The 20515-nt window shown below is 63.7% G+C and carries 16 protein-coding genes; 12 read left to right on the top strand and 4 right to left on the bottom strand.

What is annotated here, in order from left to right; genetic code table 11:
* Both VNH11_12485 and VNH11_12480 read right to left on the bottom strand, forming a co-directional pair.
* The coding region (locus VNH11_12485; protein ID HVA47177.1) for a hypothetical protein at nt 1-235 on the bottom strand (235 nt) is incomplete at its 3' end.
* Nucleotides 236-286: 51 nt separating this feature from the next.
* Nucleotides 287-1282: a hypothetical protein gene (locus tag VNH11_12480; protein HVA47176.1), complete on the bottom strand. Its 996-nt coding sequence runs from the start codon at nt 1280-1282 to the stop codon at nt 287-289.
* Nucleotides 1283-1551: 269 nt separating this feature from the next.
* On the opposite strand from VNH11_12480, the gene VNH11_12475 reads away from it, so the two are divergent.
* Nucleotides 1552-1851, top strand: a complete 300-nt coding sequence (locus VNH11_12475; GenBank protein ID HVA47175.1) for a hypothetical protein — start codon at nt 1552-1554, stop codon at nt 1849-1851.
* A gap of 278 nt (nt 1852-2129) precedes the next feature.
* Nucleotides 2130-3107, top strand: a complete 978-nt coding sequence (locus tag VNH11_12470) for an L-histidine N(alpha)-methyltransferase (GenBank protein HVA47174.1) — start codon at nt 2130-2132, stop codon at nt 3105-3107.
* Between the two features lie 17 nt (nt 3108-3124).
* Here the strand turns inward: VNH11_12470 and VNH11_12465 are convergent, their stop codons facing one another.
* Nucleotides 3125-5515, bottom strand: a complete 2391-nt coding sequence (locus VNH11_12465) for a redoxin domain-containing protein (GenBank protein ID HVA47173.1) — start codon at nt 5513-5515, stop codon at nt 3125-3127.
* A 367-nt stretch (nt 5516-5882) separates the two neighbouring features.
* On the opposite strand from VNH11_12465, the gene VNH11_12460 reads away from it, so the two are divergent.
* From VNH11_12460 to VNH11_12430, 7 genes are all read left to right on the top strand, one after another.
* Nucleotides 5883-8315 (top strand): radical SAM protein, encoded by a 2433-nt coding sequence (locus tag VNH11_12460; protein HVA47172.1) that lies wholly within the window; start codon nt 5883-5885, stop codon nt 8313-8315.
* Between the two features lie 140 nt (nt 8316-8455).
* Nucleotides 8456-8932, top strand: coding sequence for a hypothetical protein (locus VNH11_12455; GenBank protein ID HVA47171.1), 477 nt, complete (start codon nt 8456-8458; stop codon nt 8930-8932).
* Between the two features lie 70 nt (nt 8933-9002).
* A complete protein-coding gene (locus tag VNH11_12450; protein HVA47170.1) occupies nt 9003-9926 on the top strand; it encodes a hypothetical protein in 924 nt (307 codons plus the stop codon).
* A 159-nt stretch (nt 9927-10085) separates the two neighbouring features.
* Entirely contained in the window at nt 10086-11243 is a 1158-nt protein-coding gene (locus tag VNH11_12445) for a radical SAM protein (GenBank protein ID HVA47169.1), read from the top strand.
* 3 nt (nt 11244-11246) lie between these two features.
* Nucleotides 11247-12221, top strand: a complete 975-nt coding sequence (locus tag VNH11_12440; protein HVA47168.1) for a glycosyltransferase family 2 protein — start codon at nt 11247-11249, stop codon at nt 12219-12221.
* Nucleotides 12222-12427: 206 nt separating this feature from the next.
* Nucleotides 12428-13651: a lactate racemase domain-containing protein gene (locus VNH11_12435; protein HVA47167.1), complete on the top strand. Its 1224-nt coding sequence runs from the start codon at nt 12428-12430 to the stop codon at nt 13649-13651.
* A gap of 89 nt (nt 13652-13740) precedes the next feature.
* Entirely contained in the window at nt 13741-14694 is a 954-nt protein-coding gene (locus VNH11_12430) for a glycine cleavage T C-terminal barrel domain-containing protein (protein HVA47166.1), read from the top strand.
* Between the two features lie 328 nt (nt 14695-15022).
* Here VNH11_12430 and VNH11_12425 read toward each other — a convergent pair whose 3' ends face one another.
* Entirely contained in the window at nt 15023-15631 is a 609-nt protein-coding gene (locus VNH11_12425) for a hypothetical protein (protein HVA47165.1), read from the bottom strand.
* Nucleotides 15632-16066: 435 nt separating this feature from the next.
* Between VNH11_12425 and VNH11_12420 the strand changes: the two genes are divergently transcribed.
* From VNH11_12420 to VNH11_12410, 3 genes are all read left to right on the top strand, one after another.
* On the top strand, nt 16067-17320 hold the full coding sequence (locus VNH11_12420; GenBank protein ID HVA47164.1) for a hypothetical protein: 1254 nt from the start codon (nt 16067-16069) through the stop codon (nt 17318-17320).
* A 145-nt stretch (nt 17321-17465) separates the two neighbouring features.
* Nucleotides 17466-18803: a beta-ketoacyl-[acyl-carrier-protein] synthase family protein gene (locus VNH11_12415; protein ID HVA47163.1), complete on the top strand. Its 1338-nt coding sequence runs from the start codon at nt 17466-17468 to the stop codon at nt 18801-18803.
* A gap of 48 nt (nt 18804-18851) precedes the next feature.
* Nucleotides 18852-20240, top strand: a complete 1389-nt coding sequence (locus tag VNH11_12410) for a hypothetical protein (protein ID HVA47162.1) — start codon at nt 18852-18854, stop codon at nt 20238-20240.
* Nucleotides 20241-20515 lie beyond the last annotated feature (275 nt).

Raw genomic sequence — 20515 nt, 5'->3', positions numbered from 1 at the left:
TCCAGGACTCGCTTCCGTAGGGATTCCCGCGCTCCACGCTGCGGCGAATCGCGGCCAACTCCGCCTCGCTCTGCGGCGCATTCACGTGTTCCGCCCAGCCGGCTTTGCGCGGAAGCGGCCAAGAGGCAAGGACGGGCTTGTCGTCGGCTCCGCCGTGCAGCCACCGATAGAGGCTGCACCACGGCCAGTCCTCCGCCCGACGTACGAGGTTCGCCCGCGCGGCGTTTCGCTCCACGTACCGGGCACGTTGGGCGTGCCGCGCACGATCGTAATGGCGGTTTGCGCGTCAATCGGGCAACGTCAACACCAGCACGCGCTTGGGGACCTGCCCGACGGGGATCCGCGCGGCCACGCGGCGGCTGGCCGTGTCGATCGCGGCCACCGTGTTGCCCTTCCGCTCGCTGATGTAGCAAAAGCGGCCGTCGGGCGAAAAGCACATCCAATAACCGCCGCCTTGCATCACGATCGTCGCCACCTGCCGCGGCGGCGCGACGGTCAGGTCGAAGACGTACGTCCGGTCGTGAAACACGTCGCACATCCATAGCTCTTTCTCGTCCGGCGTCAGCCCGATGCCGTGACTGCGGCTCGGCTGGCGCAGCAGCTCGTCGGGCACCTCCGCCGCGACGCGGTAAATCACCTTGCGGGCCGGCACGTCGCAAACCTCGAAGCCGATCAGCGTATCGACGTTGGCATACAGCCGCTTTTCGTCGCGCGAGAGCACGATCGGCCGCGGAGCGTCGGAAAGCGGTATCTCGCCGATCAAGCGGTGCGACGCCACGTCGGCGATCAACACGTGATACGATCCCTTCGGCCCCAAATACATTCGCTGGCCATCGGGCGAACAGAGCGTGTTGTGCGGACGGCCGCCCGTGGCGATGCGCGTGACGACCTCGCCCCGCACCGTATCGACGACCCACCACGAGGCGTCGTCGCAAGGAACATACGCCAACCGGCCATCGGGCGTGCAGGCAAGCTGGTTCGGGCGAGGGCCGACGGCCATCCGCCGCGTGACGGCATCGGTAGACGGATCGAACCACAGCAGCTCGCCGACGTCGCCGGCGGTGTTTTCGATGGTGACAAAAAGCTGATCGCCCTTGGCGGTGGCCGCGAGGCCGTGCGGTTGCGGGCCTACTTCCACTCGCTTGATGACTCGATTGGTGACCGTGTCGACAATATGGAGGTCGTTGCCCGCCGAGTTGGCCACATAGAGCTTTGGTGGAGACTGCGGCGCCGCACCGGCGGCGGCCAGAACTACGGCCACACTGAGGAGGCAGGTAGACATTATGCTGTTGATGCGGAAGAGGAGCGTGCCGGTCGGGGATTCAGCGGATGGCCAACGTGGCCAACCGCGTCGGCATGCGGCTATTGTAGCCGACCGGGCGGACTTTTCCGAATAGCTTGACTTTGAGGCCAGGGCGGCTAGGATTCGACAAACACCGGTGACCGGTGAGGGAATCAGCGGACCATTTTGAGTTCAGCTAGGACAGCCCACGCGCCCGAGCGGCGCGCGGGCTTTTTTGTTGACTGGCCCTTTTGTTATGGAGGATTTCAATGCAGAAGCGACTAAAGTTGATGTTTGGGGCGTTCGTTGCCGTGGTGGCGATGAGCTTGATCGCACCGGAACAGACGGCCTTGGCCCGGCACCGCTGCGGTGGCCGCCACCACCGGCGCAATCGCGGCTGTTGTGGCGCCGTGTATACGGGCTGCACCGCCGGGCCGTGCGGCGCGGTCAGCGGTTCCGGCACCGGCTGCGGCGCTCCCGGCTATGCTCCAGGCAGCATGAGTGGGCCGCCACCGGCCGCTGCCCCGCAAGCGCCGCCGCCCCCGCCGGCTCCCGATGCCGGTACGTAATGCTGGCTTTCACCGGCACGTCCTGGCCGTTGGCGGGCCACCGGAATCAGGCTGTCTGGTAAGCGAGTGCGCTGCCCTTGGTGGCGCACTCGCCCTCTTTTTTTCTCGCGACTGGGGTTGCCGCCGGCCTAACTTCGTGCCGCCCGGTGACTTAGCAGTTCATCGCGATGCATAAAGGAACCGCTCAAAGTTTCACACAGGATTGGCAGCACCAGGGCATGGCCCTTGCTTCGCAGAATTTTCTCGCTTCTCTATTTTGCACCCATTCGCGTTTCACCATGCGATACTGCGAAGCCACCCAATCGCCCGTCCGCTTCTACAACCTTGTGCCCGGCACGGCGAACCTGGAGGAGAGAATCGTCCGGGGACTCGTTCAGAGCGAGAAGGAGCTTCCCTCGTCGTTGCTCTACGATGCGCGTGGCGTCCGCCTCTTCGACCGCATTGGCCAGCAGGAGGGCTACTCGCTCGTCCGTCGCGAGTGCCGACTGCTCCGCGAGTCGGGCAGGGAGTTGCGACGCATGGCCGGCAAGCGGTCGGTGGTCGTCGATTACGGCAGCGGCACGTCGCGGGCGGGACTGGCGCTGTTGCGGTCCCTTACGCGGCCGGCCGCCTATGTGGCCGTCGACGCCTCGCTGGCTTCACTGAAGCTCGGCGTGGCCCGCGTACGTCGGACGTTGCCCTGGCTGCGGACCATTCCCGTGCGCGCCGACTTCACGAGTTGTTTTGCCTTGCCCGCCGCGTGGTCGCATGCCACGCGCTTGCTGGTCTACGTTTCGAGCTCGGCGTTCAGCACGCTGTCGCCGTCGTCGGCAATGCGTCTGCTGGAAGGCGCCGCGGGCCTTTGCGGCCAACGCGGCGGCATCGTGGTGGGCGTCGATTTGCGGTGCGATTCCGAGTTGCACGACTTCGACGGAGACCGATTGCGGTCTTTCAACCTCAACGCCCTTGTGAGCCTGAATCGGCAGTTCTCGGCGACGTTCCGTGTCGACCGCTTTGCGCACCGGGCCTGCTGGAACCGTTCGTCGCGGCGCGTGGAGTTGCAGCTTGTGAGCCGGGTCGAGCAGACGGCCAAGATCGATCACCACAAGATTCGCTTTCGCCAGGGCGAGGCGGTCCGCACGGAATGCTCGCAGCGCTATGGCTGGAACGACGTCGAGCGCATGGCCCGCGAGGTCCGACTGACGATCGACAACGCCTGGACCGACGACGAGCGGCGGTTGGCCCTGGTCTACCTCCGGCGTTCGCGCGATCGATAGCACCGGGATGCCGATGCCTAATCCGCCTGTTCGAAGCGGCGGGCCTCGATGCCTGCGGACGAAGCGAAGACCAACGCCGGCGTGCCGTCGAACTGGGCCACGGCGAGGCCGGTCAACGAGACGCCGCTGTTGAAACGGTCGATGGGCTGGCCATCGGCAGAGAGAATGTGGACCGAGCCGTCGGGGCCGGCGATCACCCATTGAGCCGTGTCGCCAACCAGTTTGCCGGAGGTGACGTATTCCAAAGCTCCGCTGGCGGGCACGCCGGACGGCAAGTCATATTGCCATACGACTTTGCCCGTGCGATCGAGACCGAACGCGGCGTTGTCGCCGGGCCGCATCTCGTCGCCCGTCTGGCTGGGGCCAATCGCGCAGATTTCGCTGGCGCCGTCGCCGTCGAGGTCGGCCGTAAAGACGAGCTGGACAAACCGTTTGCCGGCGGGCCACGGCTTTCGTTCGTGACCCTGCTTGTCGATCGGCACGACGCTGCCCATCGCCGTCGTCGCCAGCAATTCCGCGGGGCCCTCCGAATTGCCCGTCAAAGCGGCCAGCTTGAGAACGTTTTCGCACGTCTGGGTCTTCCAGCGGCGCTCTCCGTCGAGCGACACGCTTTGCACTCCCGCCGGCCCCCAAAAGCCGACGTTGATCTCCAAAGCGCCGTCGCCGTCGAGATCGGCAAACACCAGGTCGGTGATGCCCGGATGCGTGCCGTCGGTGGGAAAGGTCAGCAGCCGCTTCCAATCGGCGTCGAATACGAAAAGCTGCCGCACGCCGTTGGCCGAGCCGGCGAAATAGCGCCGCCCCTGGCCATCGACCGCCGTGCGCAGAAAGCTGACCACCGCTTCTTCCGGCTGCTTCGGCAGGTCGAGGCGGTGCCGGGCGGCCGGTTTGCCGTCGCCATCGAGCTCCACCACGGTCTGCCAATTGTCGAGCACAAACAGGCGGCCACGTCCGTCAGGCCCGTTGGTTGCCAGCACGTTGCCGGGCGAGGTCAGGTCGCGGCAGGTCCATAGCGACGACATAGCGAGCTTTTGCGGACCGCTGGCCGGAGCGATCTCGGCCGCCGCCACGGCCGCTTCCGTCTGACTACCCGACGGCGCCGGGGCGGCGTACTCGCGCAGCGCTTCTTCGAAAATGCTTTCGCCGGCCAACAGCTTGTCGAGCTTGGGCGGCAGCGTGTCGGTCAGCTCCGGGTCGAGCACGTTCTCGTAATCCTGCACGACGCCGTCAGGGCCGAGCACCACCATCGTGGGCAGCGACTCAACCAAAAACGCCTCGCGCGCGGCAATGTTCGGGTCACGGGCAATCGGCAGCGTGAACTTGTTCTCGGCGAACTTTTCACGCACAGCATCGTCGGCAATCTGGTCGTTATCGACGCTCACGGCCAGAAAGACGATCTTGTCGTTCTCCTGATAACGGTCGGCCACGCGCTCGACGCTGGGCAGATTCTTCATACAAGGCTCGCACCACGTGGCCCAGAATTCCAGCACGGCCACCTTGCCGGCCAGCGATTCGCGGGTGATCTCTTCGCCGTCGAGGCCGCGGAACTTGAAGTCGCCGATCTTCTGGCCCAACAACGGCGGCGGCACAATGAACTGCTGCACCAACCGGGCATCGTGGGGCGCCTCGAACTTGAAGGCGGTCGACTCCACGTCGGCGTTCAGCTTTGCCCCGGTGAACTCGACGGTGAGCGAAAGCTCGGTCACGCGGCCTTCTTTTTCCTCGACGCCTTTCTGGAACTCGGCGGTCGGATATTCGATGCGGCGCAGCGCGAAGCTCTTCTGGTCGATCCAGAACACCAGCTTGCCGTCCGGGCGTTTGGCCTCGACGCGGTAGCACAGCTCGCCGTCGGCGGTTTCGGGCGGCAGCAGCGTCGGCTTCTCGGCGCCTTCCAGCACCGGCTCCAACGCCGCCTCTTCCAACAGCAGCGGCAGAATCACCGGCGGTCCCGCCGCTCCGCCCTGCGTCAACACCTGGCCCAGCAACGGCTCGCTCTCGAACACGCTTTGTGCGGTCAGCTTTTCCGCCGCCGGCAGTTCGAGCACCTGACCGCGCACTTCGTCGAGGTTGAGCACGGCGTGAAGATGCTTGCCGTCGCATACGACCACCGATTGATAGACGTGCATCCGCAGCTTGTTGGGCCGCGACAACGCGACGGAGTAGTCCCATTTTTCATCGACGACGCTGTCTTTGTCGCCCGACTTCTTGAAGTGCAGCCGCACCTCGGCGCTGTCTTGATAGCTCTGCGCCTCATGGTAGGCCGCCACCATTCGCTCCAGGATCTCGGACGCCGAAGTCAGCTCCGGCAGAGCCGGCTGTGGCTTTTTGCAGCCGGGCAAGAGCAGCAAGAACAACGCCACGCGATAGAGGGAACAAAGAGCACGACGGCGGTTGATAAGTCGGTGCATGGGGCGCGGATGGGGTTGAGGTTTGGGGGAACGAACAAGGAGGATGGGCTTCCTAGCCCGTCAGCACGCGTTCGTGACGGCCTGGGAAGGCCATCCTCCTTGCAGCGCGCGGCGGGCATTATGCGTAAACCGTCCGTCCGGGTCTAGCTCGGCTTCTTGACGCCCGACCGCTGTCCGATACCATTGTTCGACGGACATTGCTGTCACCGGTTTCCCTGTTTAATGTATCTTGCCCAATGTCTTGCGTTCTGCCCTACGGCCTGCGTCGTAGGTCAGGATTTCCAGAGTGACTGTTTGGGAGGCGGCGTCGGTCTTACATGGTGGAGAGATACGAAGCCGCTCACCTTCCGCTGCCATCACTTAACTTATGTCATCCATTGCCGTCGACGAGGGGGACCACGGAAACGCCGAAGGCGCTACGGCCGGTTTATTTAATCTCTGGCTGAGCGCGGTGGCCTACTGGTATCTGACCGGCCTGTTGGCGGCGCTCGGTTTTTCGTTCGGGTTCTGCCTGCTGCGCCCCGCCTCGGCCCCCCAATCGCATCGCGGCGATTTGGCTGCCGCGCTGCGTTGGATGGACGGGCGATGGTACACGCAGATCGCGACCGAGGGGTATCATTACGACCCCGGCACGCGCTCCAACGCCGCCTTTTTTCCAGTCTATCCGCTGTTGGGGCGCGACGTCATGGAAATCGCCGGCATTCCGGCCGAAGCCGCTCTAGTGATGGTCTCCAACGTTTCGTTCCTGGCCGCGCTCGGCATGCTCACCCTCTACGTTCGTGGCCGGGCGCCGATACCACATGCTATACGCCCCGCACCGACCGGCGCCCCTGTAGGGAACGCCCTCCACGGCGTTCCGCTCACGCCTGGTGCGCGTCCGGCGCAAAGCAGCGCCGGGCCGCTGATGGTGGAAAGCCCGACCCGCGAATTGGCCGACTGGGCGGTGCTGGCCGCGGCGCTGTGCCCGACGGGTTGCTTCTTTCGCCTGGCCTACAGCGAGTCGACGTGCCTGCTGCTGCTGGTGCTGGCGATGTACGCCATGCAACGTCGCTGGCCGCTCTGGGCGATCGCCCTCATGGTGGGCCTAGCGACTGCGGCGCGGCCGGTTGGCGTGGCGCTCTTGGCGCCTTTCGCGGTCCACGTTTTGCGTCGCGCGAGCAGGCGGCTTCGCTCGGCCGGCCCGCGGCTCGCGCTCTATCTGCCGCTGGCCTGCTGGGGTCTGGCGGCTTTCATCGCCTATCAAAACTGGGCCTTCGGCGAGCCGCTGGCGATGCTGAAAGTGCAGCGGCACTGGGGCGTTCGCGCCGCGCCGCCGTGGCCCGAAAAGGCGCAGGCCCTGGCGACTTTCGAGCCGGTCCGCTCGGTATACGACGACCGTTCGCCGGCGTTTTGGGCCGCCGCCGAATCGCCGGCCGCGCCTTGGTTCAGCCTGCGCTTTGCATCGCCGCCAATGCCGCGGCGCCCGTCCCGACCGCGTAATGCAGGAGTCAAAAAAATGACCGTGAGCGCGCTTCCCATCATTAACACGACGATGACTTCCGGCTGTGGCGCGGGCTGCGGTGGCGGCGGAGGCCGGCCGCGCGACGAGTCCGCCACACTTGGCTCCTTGGCCGAGGCGGTTCGCGGCAACCAGGTCGCGCGGCGGATGCCCCGGCTCTGTTACATGGAGCTGATCCTCACCGACCAGTGCAATCTGCGCTGTTCGTACTGCTTTGAGAAAGACAAAAATCCGCATCAAATGTCGGACGAAACCGCCATCGCTTCGATCGACTTCCTGATGGAGGAATCAGGCCCCACGAAGTCCATCACGATCTTGTTCTTCGGAGGCGAGCCGCTGTTGCGCTTCGATTTGATGAAGCGCGTCCACGCCTATGCGACCGCTGAAGCCAACAAGCGTGGCAAGACGATCCACTGGGACATGACCACGAACGGCACCTTGATGACCGAGGAAAAGGCCGCCTGGCTCGCCAAGGCACGAGTCAACTACTTGCTGAGCCTCGATGGCGGCAAGGAGGACCACGATCGCTATCGCAAGTTCGCCAACGGCCGCGGCAGCTTCGAAGTCGTGGCGGCGAAGTTGCCAATCATGAAGCGGTTTCAGCCCTGGCTGGGCGCCAAGATCAGCGTCACGCCCGAATCTGGGCCGAACCTGGCGCGGAGCGTCGACGAGTTGCACCGCCGCGGAATCAACCAGTTCATTTTGGGCTACGCCCACGGGCTGCCCTGGACGGTGAGCGACCTCGCGCGCTACGAGCAGGCCCTCTATGAACTCTGCGAGTTGTATTTGGAGAAGAAGTTCCACAAGCAGTATTTCCGCATGAGCCTGTTCGAGGAAGGCGAGCTCGGCGAAGCCGACGGCCACGCCACATTCGGGTGCGGCGCCGGGCGAGGGCGCTGTTGCGTCGACTCTTACGGCGACATCTACGGCTGCTCCAAACTGGCGACCATCACAGGCATGCACAACGGGGTGCTGCCGTATGGAAATGTCTTTCAGGGCTTCACGCGCATCGACAATCGTTTGCAGTTCATGCACACCGCGGTCGGGCCGCGCGAGAAGTGCCGAAACTGCGAATTCAACGAGGTCTGCGGCGGCGGTTGCCCGGCCGTCAATTATAAGGCAACGGGGAGCATTTTTGACCCGGACGACCTGGGCTGCCGAATCGTATTCATTAACCAGCGAGTACACGCCTACATGCGCCAACGCACGCGCGAGATTTTTGGGGCCGGCGAAGGAGACGATCTTCTCACCGGACCCGATACGCTTCGTGCCGACATGGGCGGGCCGTGCGTCGAGTCGTGATGCCGGTATTCATCGAAGGAGGGAAGATCGTGTACGAATCCGGACCGGCCAAAAACGAATCGCGGAGCGAAGCGCCCGGCTCCGGCGCGTCGGGCCCTCCGGCAAAACGCGTAAGCCGTCGCCGCTGGTTATTGGCGGCTTTGGCGCTGCTCGCTGCGTTGTTGCACGTGCCCGTCGTGCGCAGTATCGCGCGGCGTTGGAACCGCCGCGCATGCGAAATTCTGGTCGATTGGCCGCCTTCCAAGCCTCCCGACGCGCACTGGGACGTTCCGCTGGATGAAAACGCGTGTGAGTTGGTCCGGCCCATAAAGCTAATGATCAATGCGCTCCATGTACCGCGCGGCCACCTCTCGTTCGGCGTCGAATTCGAATCGAAGGGCCCGATCATTCCAGATGCGCGGAGGCGGTTGACGGTCGAGGTGCTCGACGCAACGGGGAGGGTGCTTGCGAGCGACCAGATTGACTATACGGATGAGCGAATCCAGGAACGCGGAATTGTGTCATTGGGCCCCGTAAGCCTGCCCGTGGGCCCGGGACCGAATTGCCCGATGTTTGTGCTCACTGTGGCGGAAGGGCACCCTGCACGGGTCCGCCTCACATTCAGCGACCAGGGGTAAGGCGCTCGGCGCGGTTCGCGGGCTGCGCAAATCCCAACAGAATCCACTTCGATCCTTAAGGAACCGAGCAATGATAGCCGACGAGGCCAGGCAGGACACGATCGCGAGACACGTTTCTGACGCCCTCAGCGACGCCAAGGTATTGAGCGCCGTGATGCGGCGGCTGGCGGCGCGCTCCCGCCTTTCGCAGCTTGCCACTGATACCTGGCGCGGCATTGCCGCCGCCGAGAAGTTCTCAACGCAGTTGTACGTGGGCGAGACCAAAGTAGGAAACGGCTGCAATAACGCTGTTCCCCCAACAGTAAACTTCCCATGCGCAGACGCGGACTTCACTTGTGGTCCGCCGCTGTTTCCCAATGGCTTTAATTGCGGCCAAGGCGGCTTCGGAACGTTTAACTGCTCGGACGGCAGCAATTTCAACTGTGCTGGGAAGGGTGCCTATAATTGCGGCGGTGCGGACGGCAGCCAGGTGTATGACTGCACAACCGCGGTGTACGACTGCTCGCGATTCGACTGCACTACGGCCGACGGCTGTGGGTTCCAGTGTAGTACCGAATTAGACTATCTGTGCGATGGCACTTTCAACTGCGACGTTGGGTTTGACTGCACGAGTGGCCATGTCTTTTTTTGCATGACCGGCAATACCTGCGTCCAGAATTTCGGATGCACAGCCACCGGGGCGACCGGCTGCAACAACAATCCCTACAACCCACCGGGCAACGACGGTAATCCCGGCGACTTCCTTTGCGGCGCGGGCCCCAACGCAGTGGGCGCAAACTTTCAGTGCGTGGTTTACTTCACCTGCAACGGGAGCGACGACTTCGACTGCAACCTGAACGCACAGTTCAATTGCGGCGACGCGATTAACAACTCTGGTAGTTTCTCATGCCAGACGCAGGGCACCTTCGCGTGCGACAACCAAGTCAACTGCTCCGGCCAGTACAGCGGCTGTCCGTCTAGCACCACTCAGTACAGCCCACCGCCGCCATCGTAGCAAATCAGAATGTTCGATCTTTCGTGAATTGTGGGAAAGTAAGAGATGTTTCGTGAAGCGGCGTCAGGACTGACGATGGCAAACCGGCCGACGGTTCGGCTTGCGCACCAATTGGCGCTGCAGGCCTGGGCTCCTCCGGTCCAGTGCCTCGAGCTGATCGTGACTGAGGCATGCAACCTCGGCTGCAGCTACTGCTTCGAGTACGGCGCCGACCACCACACTTCGATGACTCTCGAGACGGCGCGTGCGGCCGTCGATCTACTCATGGACGCCAGCCGCGACGCGCCCCGGGTCGCCGTGACGTTCATGGGCGGCGAGCCGATGCTGATGGTCGACCTGATCCAAGATGTTGTCGGTTATGCAGGTCACCACGCGCGGCGGCGAGCAAAGAGCGTCACTTTCGATATGCAGACCAACGGTGTACTGATTCGTGAGGAGCACGCGAGGTTCTTCCGCGACAACGGCGTCAATTACTGCCTCAGTCTTGACGGGGCCCAGCTCACCAACGATCGGCACCGCCGCACGCTCGGTGGCTCGGGAACCTTCCAGATCGTGGCCGCGAAGATGAAGATGCTCAAGCGCTACCAGCACTGGCAAGGGGCGCGCATGACCATCACGCCGCAATCGGCCGCGCAACTCGGCGACGACGTGCGGGCACTGCACGAAGATCTCGCGATCAATCAGTTCATCATCGGTTTCGCCACGCACGTTGCCTGGGCAGACCGCGAAATTGCCGACTATGCGGAGGGGCTGATGGACGCCTTCGATTATTTCGTCGAGCAACGGGTGGTCCAGCGCAGCCGCCGAATTCGCATCGGCCTCTTCGAGCTCGGTCAACTCGACGCCGCTTTCGCCCACAGCCGGCGCAGCGCGTGGGGGTGCGGAGCCGGAAGCGGTCGGCTGGCGATCGCGCCCGATGGCACCTTGCACGGTTGTTCGAAGCTCGCCTGGGGCGCGAAGGGCGGAAGCGCCGCCGCGCCGCTGCCGCTGGGTTCCGTAGACTCCGGTTTCAGCCGGCCGGAGAATCGGCTCAAGCTGCTCGACCACAGCGAAGCGCCGCGCATCAAATGCCACTCGTGCGAGCTCGCCGCGCATTGCAACGGCGGCTGTCACGCGGCCAGCATCGCCGACACGGGCGACATGTATGTGCCCGCCGATTACTTTTGCAAGCTGATGTTCGCGCAAAAGCAAGCTTGCGATTATGCGCGCCGGCGGCTGGCCGAATTGCGAATCGACAGCCTGCGATGGGACGCGGATATGCCGGATTTGACCAAGCTCAACCAACGCGAGGAGGCGATGCATGCCGAAGCGGAGTGAAGAATGGGCTGGCTTGGTGGCAGGCTTATTCCAGGAAGAACGCCCGCAGAAGCGGCCTGTGGCGAGTTGTTCAAGCCGTTTGAAATCGTCTTTGTCAACGACGGTTCGACTGATGCCACCTGGAGCGAGATTTGCCGTCTCGTCGCGCAAAGCACGTCGGTGGTCGGGGTGAACCTTTCTCGCAACTTCGGCCAACAGGCGGCGCTCGTGGCCGGTTTGAGCACGGTGCGTGGCGAGCGAGTGCTGATCATTGACGCGGACCTGCAAGATCCGCCAGAGCTTTTGCCGACCATGCTCGAACTGATGGACGACGGCGCCGACGTGGTCTACGGCAAAAGGCGCTCGCGCCGCGGCGAATCGGCGTGGAAGCGCTTTACCGCCGCCGCGTTCTACCGGCTTCTTAATATGCTGGCAGAAGTGCGCATCCCCGACGACACCGGCGATTTCCGGCTCATAAGCCGTCGGGCGCTGGAAGTCTTTTTATCGATGCCAGAACGTCCTGTATTTGTGCGCGGCATGATGAGTTGGATGGGGTTTCAGCAGGTGGCGATCGAATTCGATCGCGATTCGCGGTTCAGCGGCGTGACGAAGTGGCCGTTCACCAAAATGATGAGACTAGGCATCGACGCGGTTGTGTCGTTTTCGGCCAGTCCGCTGCGTCTGGGGCTTCTCTGCGGATTCCTGACTTTCGTCATCGGCTGCGCGCTGGCGACGTACGCGGCAGTCCAGTGGTATGCGAACGGACCCCTTTCGGGCACCGCGGTGGTCGCGGCGGTGGCTTTCCTGCTGCAGGCGATGCATTTCTCGGTGCTAGCCGTGTTCGCCGAGTATCTCGCGCGGATGCATCAGCAGATTCAGGGACGCCCGTCGTATGTCATCGAGAGCATCGAGCGGCAGCGGCCGACGATTGGTCGTCCGGAGGGCGAGTCATGCGCGTTCAACGCCATGATCGTGAAAGCCGGCAACGACCGGACATAGGCCAGGTCGAACACTCGGTGACGGGTCGATCCGTCGGGCCCGGCCACACCGGCGCGGTCCAGCCACAACGTTGCCGGCAGGTGCGGCATCATGCGGAAAATGCCGGTCCGGGTCCAGCTCGGCTTCTTGACGCACAGGGGCTGTCCGATACCATTGTTCGACGGACATCGCTGTCACCGGTTTCCCTGTTTAATGTATCTTGCCCAATGTCTTGCGTTCTGCCTTACGGCGCCCAGTCACACGTCGGTCTCGATCTTCCGGACGAGACGTTGCTGGCGGTCTTCAATGAGCCGCGTGGCGGAGTGCTTGACGATCCCGCGGCGGCGGTTGCCGCCGCGCTGGACGAGCCGCTGAACTTTCCGGCGCTGGCACGGGCGACCGTGCCCGGCGACCGGATTGTGCTGGCCTTGGAGCACGGCGTGCCGCAGGCGACGGCCCTGGTGGCGGCGGTGGCCAACTATCTTGTGGAGCACGGCGCGTCGGCCGACCAGCTTGCCGTGCTCATCCCTCCGGCCGCCGTGGCCGCCGGCGAGCGCGACCCGCGCAGCTTGTTGCCCGACGCCTGGCGCGACGAAGTGGCGTTGGAAGTCCACGCTCCCGATGCGGCCGGCAGTTTGTCGCTGTTGGCGTCGAACCACGAGGGCAAGCCGGTGTATATGAACCGCACGCTGCTCGACGCCGATCTCGTGGTGCCGATCGGCTGTCTGCGGCATGAGCCGACGATCGGTTACTACGGCCAGTATGGCGGGCTGTTTCCCACGTTCTCCGACGCTCGGACGCAATCGCGGTTCCACAAGCCGGCAGCCGGCGCGCGGCGTCAACAGGCGGCGAAGCAGCGAGAAGAAATCGATGAAGTGGGGTGGCTGCTGGGCACACAGTTCACGGTGCAGGCTTTGCCCGGTGGTGGCGGCGGGTTGTTGCAAGTGCTGGCCGGCGAGATCCCGGCAGTGTTCCGGGCCGGCCGCTTGGCCTACGAATCGGCGTGGAGGTGCGGCGTGCCTGGTCGGGCCAGTCTGGTGGTGGCTTCGCTCGCCGGCGGCCGCGAGCAGCAAACGTGGCAGAACCTGGCCCGGGCGCTGGCCGCGGCATCGTGCCTGGTGGCCGATGGTGGGGCGATCGCGGTCTGCACGGAGTTGGCGGTCGAGCCTGGTCCGGCGGTGACGGGCCTGTCGCGTCTGGCAGACCGCGAACTGCTCGTCAAAAGTATTCGGCGAGAGCATGCCGTCGACGCGCTGGAGGCAATCGAGCTGGCACGGGCAACCGAGCAAGCCAGGGTCTATTTGCTCAGCCGGCTCGACGAATCGTTGGTCGAGGATCTCGGCATGGCGCACATCAGCGAGCCGGGCGACGTCGGCCGGCTGGCCCGGCGTCATGAGTCCTGCATCGTGCTGTCGAATGCGCAGTATGTGGTTCCGGCAGCACAAGAATAGGGTTCAGGGTTCAGGGTTCAGGAATTCGACATCGGAGGCTGCCTCATCCCTCATCCCTCATCCCTCGTCCCTCATCGCTCATCCTTCCTATGCAAACCTTCGAGCAACAATACCAGGCGCTCACTGAAGCGGCCGGGCTTGTCGATTTCACGCACCGCACTCGCATCGAGGTGACGGGCGACGACCGGGCCGGCTTCTTGCACAACTTGTCGACCAACGACGTCAAACGCTTGCAGCCGGACAGCGGCTGCGAGGCGTTTTTGCTCGACGCCCGTGGGCACGTGCGCGGCCACGTGTTCCTGATTTGCCGGCGCGAATCGTTCATCATCGAGACCGTTGCCGCCCAGGACGAATTCCTGCTCAATCACCTGAACCGCTATTTGATTCGCGAAAAAGTCGAGTTGCACGACCGGGGCGGCGATTGGTCCGAGTTGCTCGTTGCCGGAGACGGCAGCGGTGCGGTATTGGAAAAGATCGCCTCCGGCACGTTGCCGCGCGAACGCCTGGCCAGCACCGAGTTGCTGCTGGCCGGCGAGCCCGTCACGCTGGTCCGCGTCGACATCACACGGAGCGGCGGGTATTTGCTGCTCTTCGGCCGGGCGTCGCAGGCCATTGTGCGGGAGGCATTGATTTCGCAAGGCGCGATCGCCTGCGATTCGGCGGCGCTCGAAGCCGCGCGGCTCGAGGCCGGCTTTCCCTGGTACGGCATCGACATCAGCGATCAGAACTTGCCGCAGGAGGTGGGCCGCGACGCGCTGGCCATCAGCTTCAACAAAGGCTGTTACATCGGCCAGGAGACCGTGGCCCGCATCGACGCGCTGGGGCATGTCAACAAGACGCTCGTGCGGCTGAGATACGAAGGCGAACAGGTGCCTTCGCCCGGCGCGGAGTTGTTGGCGTCGGGCCACGTGGCGGGTCACGTCACGTCAGCGGCATTTTCGCCGCGGGCAGGCGCCCCGCTCGCGCTCGGTTACGTGCGGCGAGGAAGCAATCAGCCAAGCAGCGTGCTCGAGAGCGCTGTTGGGCCGGCCGCCGTGGTGTGAAGCATGTGCCCGCCGTTTCGGCATCACGCGGAGGGCTTGCGTCACGCGGGGCTGGAACCGGATCCCCCTCGTCAAGTATCGTGAAGCTGACGGGCTTCCCAGCCGCGGACCTCGGCGATCGGATTCAGGGCACGATTCGGAGAAAGGAAAACCAATGACCACGGAAAATTCTCAGAAAGTGTTACTGGCGATGATACGTCGCAGACCGTTCAAGCCTTTCACGGTCGAACTCAATACCTGTGTCCGCGTTGAGATCGATCATCCAGAGGCAAGTTGTGCCGCATTGGGAGTGACTCATTCACCCCCGAACTCCGCTGACGAGGCCAGTTCATTTTCGTGAGGCGATAAGAGGGCGCAAAAGTGGTGTGAACGCTCCCAACGCGCTCTTGACTGCGTCTAGTTCGATTTTTTGGCCTTGCTCCAACATTCGGGCGCAATTGACTCCCACCGTTTTGCATAGGTCGGGAAATGCCTTTTGCAGGACAGGAAGGGATCTTCGTTCGGACCGCGAGCATCGCATTATGAACGAATCCGGCAATTGGACTTGAAGCTGATGCAAGTAAGCATCGTTAACACCGAGATGTTCGATTCGTTTTGGATGCAGACGCGCACGTAACCAACAAAAAATCATGAGGTCAGGATGATCCATATCCCCAAGAAAAAATAACTGGTGTTTGGCAGCGACATCGCGAATCCATGCCAAATCGAAACGGCATGGAAGGCCATAGCGGCCAATCAAACCGATTGACGCATACTCGCTAGACTCATAAATGGCTTGTGCGGCATAGCCAGGTTTTGTCGCGAACACGATACGCCCCCTTGCCTTTGCGGGTGCCATGACGGTGTACGGGAGAGGTCTTCCCTCGTACACGAAATCGCCGTCCTGGCTGTATTCTGTGAACCACTGTTCTATTAACTTAGCTTGATTGCCGCGCATTATGCATGCACCTCAGTCGCGTATCGCACTTGGCTTTGCGATGAACTATATGGGCCGAAGCAATAGAGAAGCCGAAATAAGACGCCCATAGTCTATTCAGGTCCGGCGGGCGGAGCAAACCTGCCAAAGAATCCGACGCCCGGAGCCGTTCGTCGCGCCGCGCGACAGGCTTTGAACCCGATGTACATTGACGCGAACAATCAGCGGTGCTCACATGCCTGCCTATGCCGGTCGCCAGATCATTTACGAAACCGAAGTCGGCATCTTCCAGTGTGTCTCGCGCTGCGTCCGCCAGGCCTTTTTGTGCGGTCAAGACGCCGTTCATGTCGGTCTTGCCGGGCTGCGCCGACCGCTCTATACTCCGCCTCCCCTCTTCAAACAGCCAGATGGAGGCTGAACATGTCTTCGCGATTCCGCCGGGGCGCATGGCGCCTCATGATTACGTTTGGATGCATCAACGTTGCGACCGCCGTCGTTTGCCCGGTGATCGGCCAGGACGGCCTGCCGGAAGCAACCGAGGAAGCGACCCATGAAACCATGCCCGGACCCGGCCGGGCGGCCGCGCCGCCGGGCAAGCCGCGCGGAGCGGCAATCAGCAAAAAGGTGCTGAGCAAGCCGGCGCGCGGGGCCGGCGAACCGGCCGGACCCGCCCGCACCGAACGGCTGGCCCAAGCTCCCCGCCGGACCCGCGATGAGAATTCGCAGGCACCCAGCGGATTGCCCAACGAGGCCGGCCAAGTGTGGCGCACCTACAACATCCGGCCCTACACGGTGCGGGTCACCTCAACCAACCGCCCGGAACAGTCCGTCATCGACTGGATTTTGCGGGAGACGGGCTACGAAACCTGGCATTCCGACATCTGTTCGCTGCTCTATGCCGACCAAAGCACGGTGACGGCCTATCACACGCCCGAAGTGCAGGCGGTGGTGGAAGAGATCGTCGACCGGTTCGTCAGCAGCGAGGCCGAAGCGAACTCATTCGGGTTGCGAGTCATTACCGTGGGAAGTCCGAACTGGCGGGCCAAGTTCCAGCCGATGTTGCACTCCGTGCCCACGCAAACCCAAGGAATTCAGGCCTGGCTGCTGCATAAGGAAGACGCCGCGCTGGTGCTTTCCGAGCTCAGCAAGCGGAACGATTTCCGCGAGCACAGCTCGCCGCATCTGCTGGTGAACAATGGCCAATCGACCACGGTCTCGGCCATTCGGCCACGCCCCTATGTTAGAAACCTTGTCTTGCGTCCGGAGCGGATTCCCTCTTACGAGCCTGACAACGCGCAGTTCGACGAAGGGTTCTCATTGGAACTCAGCCCGCTCATGACGCTCGACGGGCGGTTGGTCGACGCCGTGATCAAGTGCAATATCGATCAGCTCGAGCGGCTGGTCCGCGTGTCGGTGCCGGCGGGCAACGCGGTCAATCCTCGGCAGCAGGCCGAGGTCCACGTGCCGCAGATCGCGCATTTCGGGCTGCACGAGCGATTTCGCTGGCCGTCCGACCAGGTGTTGCTCGTGGGCCTGGGCGTCGTGGCGACGCCGGTGCCCGGCAAGCCGAACGGTCTGGTTCCGGGTCTCACGGGCCCGCCGCGCGCCGATCTGCTGGTGTTCATCGACAATCGAGGCAAGGTCGGCCAGACGCCCGACACGTCTCGCAGCGGCATGCGCGACGTGAAGACCTATCACGGACGCTATTAGCCGTGTAGGGTTCAGAGTTCGGGGTTCAGGGTTCAGGGTTCAAATCCGCCTCGACGCCCGGCAGCCGGCTGCATAAAATACCCCGTCTGCCCGTTTTCTCACCGGTTCTACAAGCGACTGGCTGCCCGTCGGCGCCGGATACGAAATGCCTGTCAACACAAGCGAGCGCCGCAACGTGCGGGTGGTGATCACCGGCATCGGGCTCATCACTCCCCTGGGCAACAGCAAAGAGGCTCTTTGGCAGAATCTGTCGAACGGCCGCAGCGGCGTGGGGCCGATCACGTCGCTGCCGCCGGATGCGTTGCCGGTCAACTTTGCCGCCGAAGCACGCGACTTCAGCGGACACGTCGACAACTTTGGCCCGCTGGAAGGCGAACAAAAAAAGCAGGTCCGCAAGGGGCTGAAAATCATGTGCCGCGAGTGCCAGATGGGGGTGGCGGCGGCGCAACTGGCCCTGGGCGACGCCAGGCTCGGCCTGGGCAAGTGCGACCCCGATCGCACCGGCGTTGTTTTCGGCTCGGACTATATGCTCACCATGCCCGACGAGTTCACGGCGGGCGTCGTCGATTGCCTCGACGACGCGGGGCAGTTTCATTTTTCGCGTTGGGCCACGCAGGGCATGAGCAAGATGAACCCGCTCTGGCTGCTGAAATACCTGCCGAACATGCCCGCCAGCCACATCGCGATTTATAATGACCTGCGGGGGCCGAACAACTCGCTCACGCACCGCGAGGCGTCGGGCAACCTGGCCGTCGGCGAGGCGTTTCGGGTCATCGTGCGGGGCCACGCCGACGCCATGATCGCCGGCGCCACCGGCACGCGCGTCCACCCGATGAAGGCGGTGCATGCGGCCTTGGCCGAGAGGCTCGCCGAGGGCGGCGACGATCCTACCCAGGCCGCTCGTCCCTTCGACTTGCACCGCGGCGGAATGGTGCTGGGCGAAGGAGCCGGCGCGGTCGTGTTGGAGTCGCTCGAATCGGCCGAAAAACGCGGGGCCACGATCTATGGCGAAGTCGTGGCCGCGGCCTCCTCGGCGGTGAGCGGCCGTGACCTGACCGCCGATTGCACGCTGGCGCTGGCGAACAGCATGCGGGCGGCCTTGCGTGAGGCCCGCCTGACGCCGCAGCACGTCGGCCATCTTCACGCCCACGGCCTCGGCACACGCCACAGCGACGTGTATGAATCGCGGGCGGTTCGCGACGTGTTTGGCCAGCAGGCCGACCATGTGCCGGTGACCGCGGCCAAGAGTTATTTCGGCAATCTGGGGGCCGGCGGCGGCCTGGTCGAATTGATCGCCAGCACGCTGGCGCTGAAACATCGGCAGCTTTTTCCGGTGCTCAATTACAAGACGCCCGATCCCGATTGCCGGCTGAACGTGGTTGCCGCGGCACCCGGCGATCCAGGCGACAATTGCATGAATCTCAGCTTCACGCCGCAAGGCCAGGCAAGTTGTGTGATCGCGCGGCGGTTCGGCGAATCGTAGCCCGCTTGCTCCGCAAGCGGACGGGGCATCCAGCACGCAGGATTCTCAATGCATGTCGTCAAGCAATGGATTGCCAACTGCCCGTCGCGGCCCAGAGCGGTGCTGGCGGTCTGCGCGATACTGCTCGCGGTGCAGATCGACCCGTGGTGGTATTCGTCGATCGACTCGGCATCGTACCTGTCGATGGCGCGGAGCCTGGCCCGTGGAACCGGCCCGACCAATTTCGGCAGTCCCCTGCTCTGGTATTCGCCGGGCTACCCCGCCCTGATCAGCCCGTTTTTTCTGTTCGACAACCGGCCGTTCCTCGGCATCGCGATGTTTCAATGGCTCCTCGCGGTCGGGCTGCTGCTGGGCGTCTATTACTGGGCGCGGCAGGTGTCGCCCGACGCCGCTATCTGGGTGGCCGGTCTCACGGTTGTGAATCACGGCTTCTGGATTCACTTTCGCCGCCCGCTGAGCGAGATCGCCTTCATGTGCGCGCTGATTTGGGTGGTAAACATTCTGCGCAGCCTGGCTGGCGCGAGGCTGGAGGATGGCCTTCCTAGGCCTTCCAAGGACGAACGGGACGGCCCAGGAAGGCCATCCTCCGATTTGCATTCGCTCTTTGGGGGTCGCCTGGCCGCCGGTGCGGCGTTAACCGCGCTGCTATGCATCATTCGCCCGGTTGGCACTATGATCGTGCCCGCCTTCGTGGTCTGGGCCTGGCTGGAGGCCAGGGCCGGCAAGTTGTCGTGGTTGAAGGCCGCCGTCGCGTCGGCCGTGATTGCAATCGCGGCGGGCACGCCCGTCGCGCTGTTCGTCGCACACGAGCGGAGGGTGGCCGCTGAACTTGGCGGCCGATCGTATGCCGACGAGTTCCACGACGCGGCACGGTCGCCACTGGAGAGTTATTCGCGCGGCGTGCAACTGTGCGTCAGCGACATGGGCCGCGTCTGCCTGCCCGGCCTGTTCAAGAGCCACGGCACGCCGGGCGATTGGACCGACGTGAACATGCTGGTCCACGTGCCCTTCTGTGCTCTGGTGGTGTACGGCTGGTTTCGCTGGCGACGGCGAGGAAACGATCTGTTTGCCTGGTACATGCCATTTTATCTGTTGCTGATCGCGGCACACGCTATGGATACGGGCGCGCGGTTGCTGTTGCCGCTGTTGCCGGCCCTATTCGTGTGTGTTTGGATTGGCCTGGATCGGCTCGGCCCGCGACAACCAACCTTGGCGGCCGCGTGTCTGGCTTTGCAGGCGGCTGTCGGCGGAGCCTATTGGCTCGCCGTCGACCTGCCCCGCGCTCGATACAACGCCGCTCAATGGCCGTCGGTGGAAGCGATGGCGGCAGAGATTCTCAACGGCCGAAGGGGCATCTCGGACGCCGACGTTCGCGACGATCGACGGTTGATGCTCGAGCTTGTGCTCGACCGGCCCCTGATTGGGTTCAAACGATAACGGCCACCGAGGCATGGTCGGCCGCAACGCTCGGCGGCGCTGGCACTTACGGCGAATGCGGTCGCGTCCCGCAACGCCGGCGCAAAACAAAAGCGACGCGCGCGTGTCGCTTTTGTGTTGCGCCGCGAAGCGGCAGACCAGGCAAAGGCGGTGTAAAAAACGCCGCGCGCGGCGCTTTTCATTCGCAAGCAGACGCCCTGCGAGCGCGCCAATAGCATCGTGGACACGACACGCCTGTCGCGGCGCGGCGCCTGCTGCCGGGCACGCGGCCGCCC

The sequence above is a fragment of the Pirellulales bacterium genome (assembly GCA_035533075.1).
Taxonomy (GTDB): Bacteria; Planctomycetota; Planctomycetia; order Pirellulales; family JAICIG01; genus DASSFG01.
Note: the sequence above shows the minus strand (reverse complement) of the source record. Positions and strands in the feature narration are given on the sequence as shown.

Excerpts from the sequence above, each read along its gene's own strand:
- VNH11_12480 (HVA47176.1), bottom strand. The coding sequence starts at position 1,282 with ATGTCTACCTGCCTCCTCAGTGTGGCCGTAGTTCTGGCCGCCGCCGGT.
- VNH11_12475 (HVA47175.1), top strand. The coding sequence starts at position 1,552 with ATGCAGAAGCGACTAAAGTTGATGTTTGGGGCGTTCGTTGCCGTGGTG.
- VNH11_12470 (HVA47174.1), top strand. The coding sequence starts at position 2,130 with ATGCGATACTGCGAAGCCACCCAATCGCCCGTCCGCTTCTACAACCTT.
- VNH11_12465 (HVA47173.1), bottom strand. The coding sequence starts at position 5,515 with ATGCACCGACTTATCAACCGCCGTCGTGCTCTTTGTTCCCTCTATCGC.
- VNH11_12460 (HVA47172.1), top strand. The coding sequence starts at position 5,883 with ATGTCATCCATTGCCGTCGACGAGGGGGACCACGGAAACGCCGAAGGC.
- VNH11_12450 (HVA47170.1), top strand. The coding sequence starts at position 9,003 with ATGATAGCCGACGAGGCCAGGCAGGACACGATCGCGAGACACGTTTCT.
- VNH11_12440 (HVA47168.1), top strand. The coding sequence starts at position 11,247 with ATGGGCTGGCTTGGTGGCAGGCTTATTCCAGGAAGAACGCCCGCAGAA.
- VNH11_12435 (HVA47167.1), top strand. The coding sequence starts at position 12,428 with ATGTCTTGCGTTCTGCCTTACGGCGCCCAGTCACACGTCGGTCTCGAT.
- VNH11_12430 (HVA47166.1), top strand. The coding sequence starts at position 13,741 with ATGCAAACCTTCGAGCAACAATACCAGGCGCTCACTGAAGCGGCCGGG.
- VNH11_12425 (HVA47165.1), bottom strand. The coding sequence starts at position 15,631 with ATGCGCGGCAATCAAGCTAAGTTAATAGAACAGTGGTTCACAGAATAC.
- VNH11_12420 (HVA47164.1), top strand. The coding sequence starts at position 16,067 with ATGATTACGTTTGGATGCATCAACGTTGCGACCGCCGTCGTTTGCCCG.
- VNH11_12415 (HVA47163.1), top strand. The coding sequence starts at position 17,466 with ATGCCTGTCAACACAAGCGAGCGCCGCAACGTGCGGGTGGTGATCACC.
- VNH11_12410 (HVA47162.1), top strand. The coding sequence starts at position 18,852 with ATGCATGTCGTCAAGCAATGGATTGCCAACTGCCCGTCGCGGCCCAGA.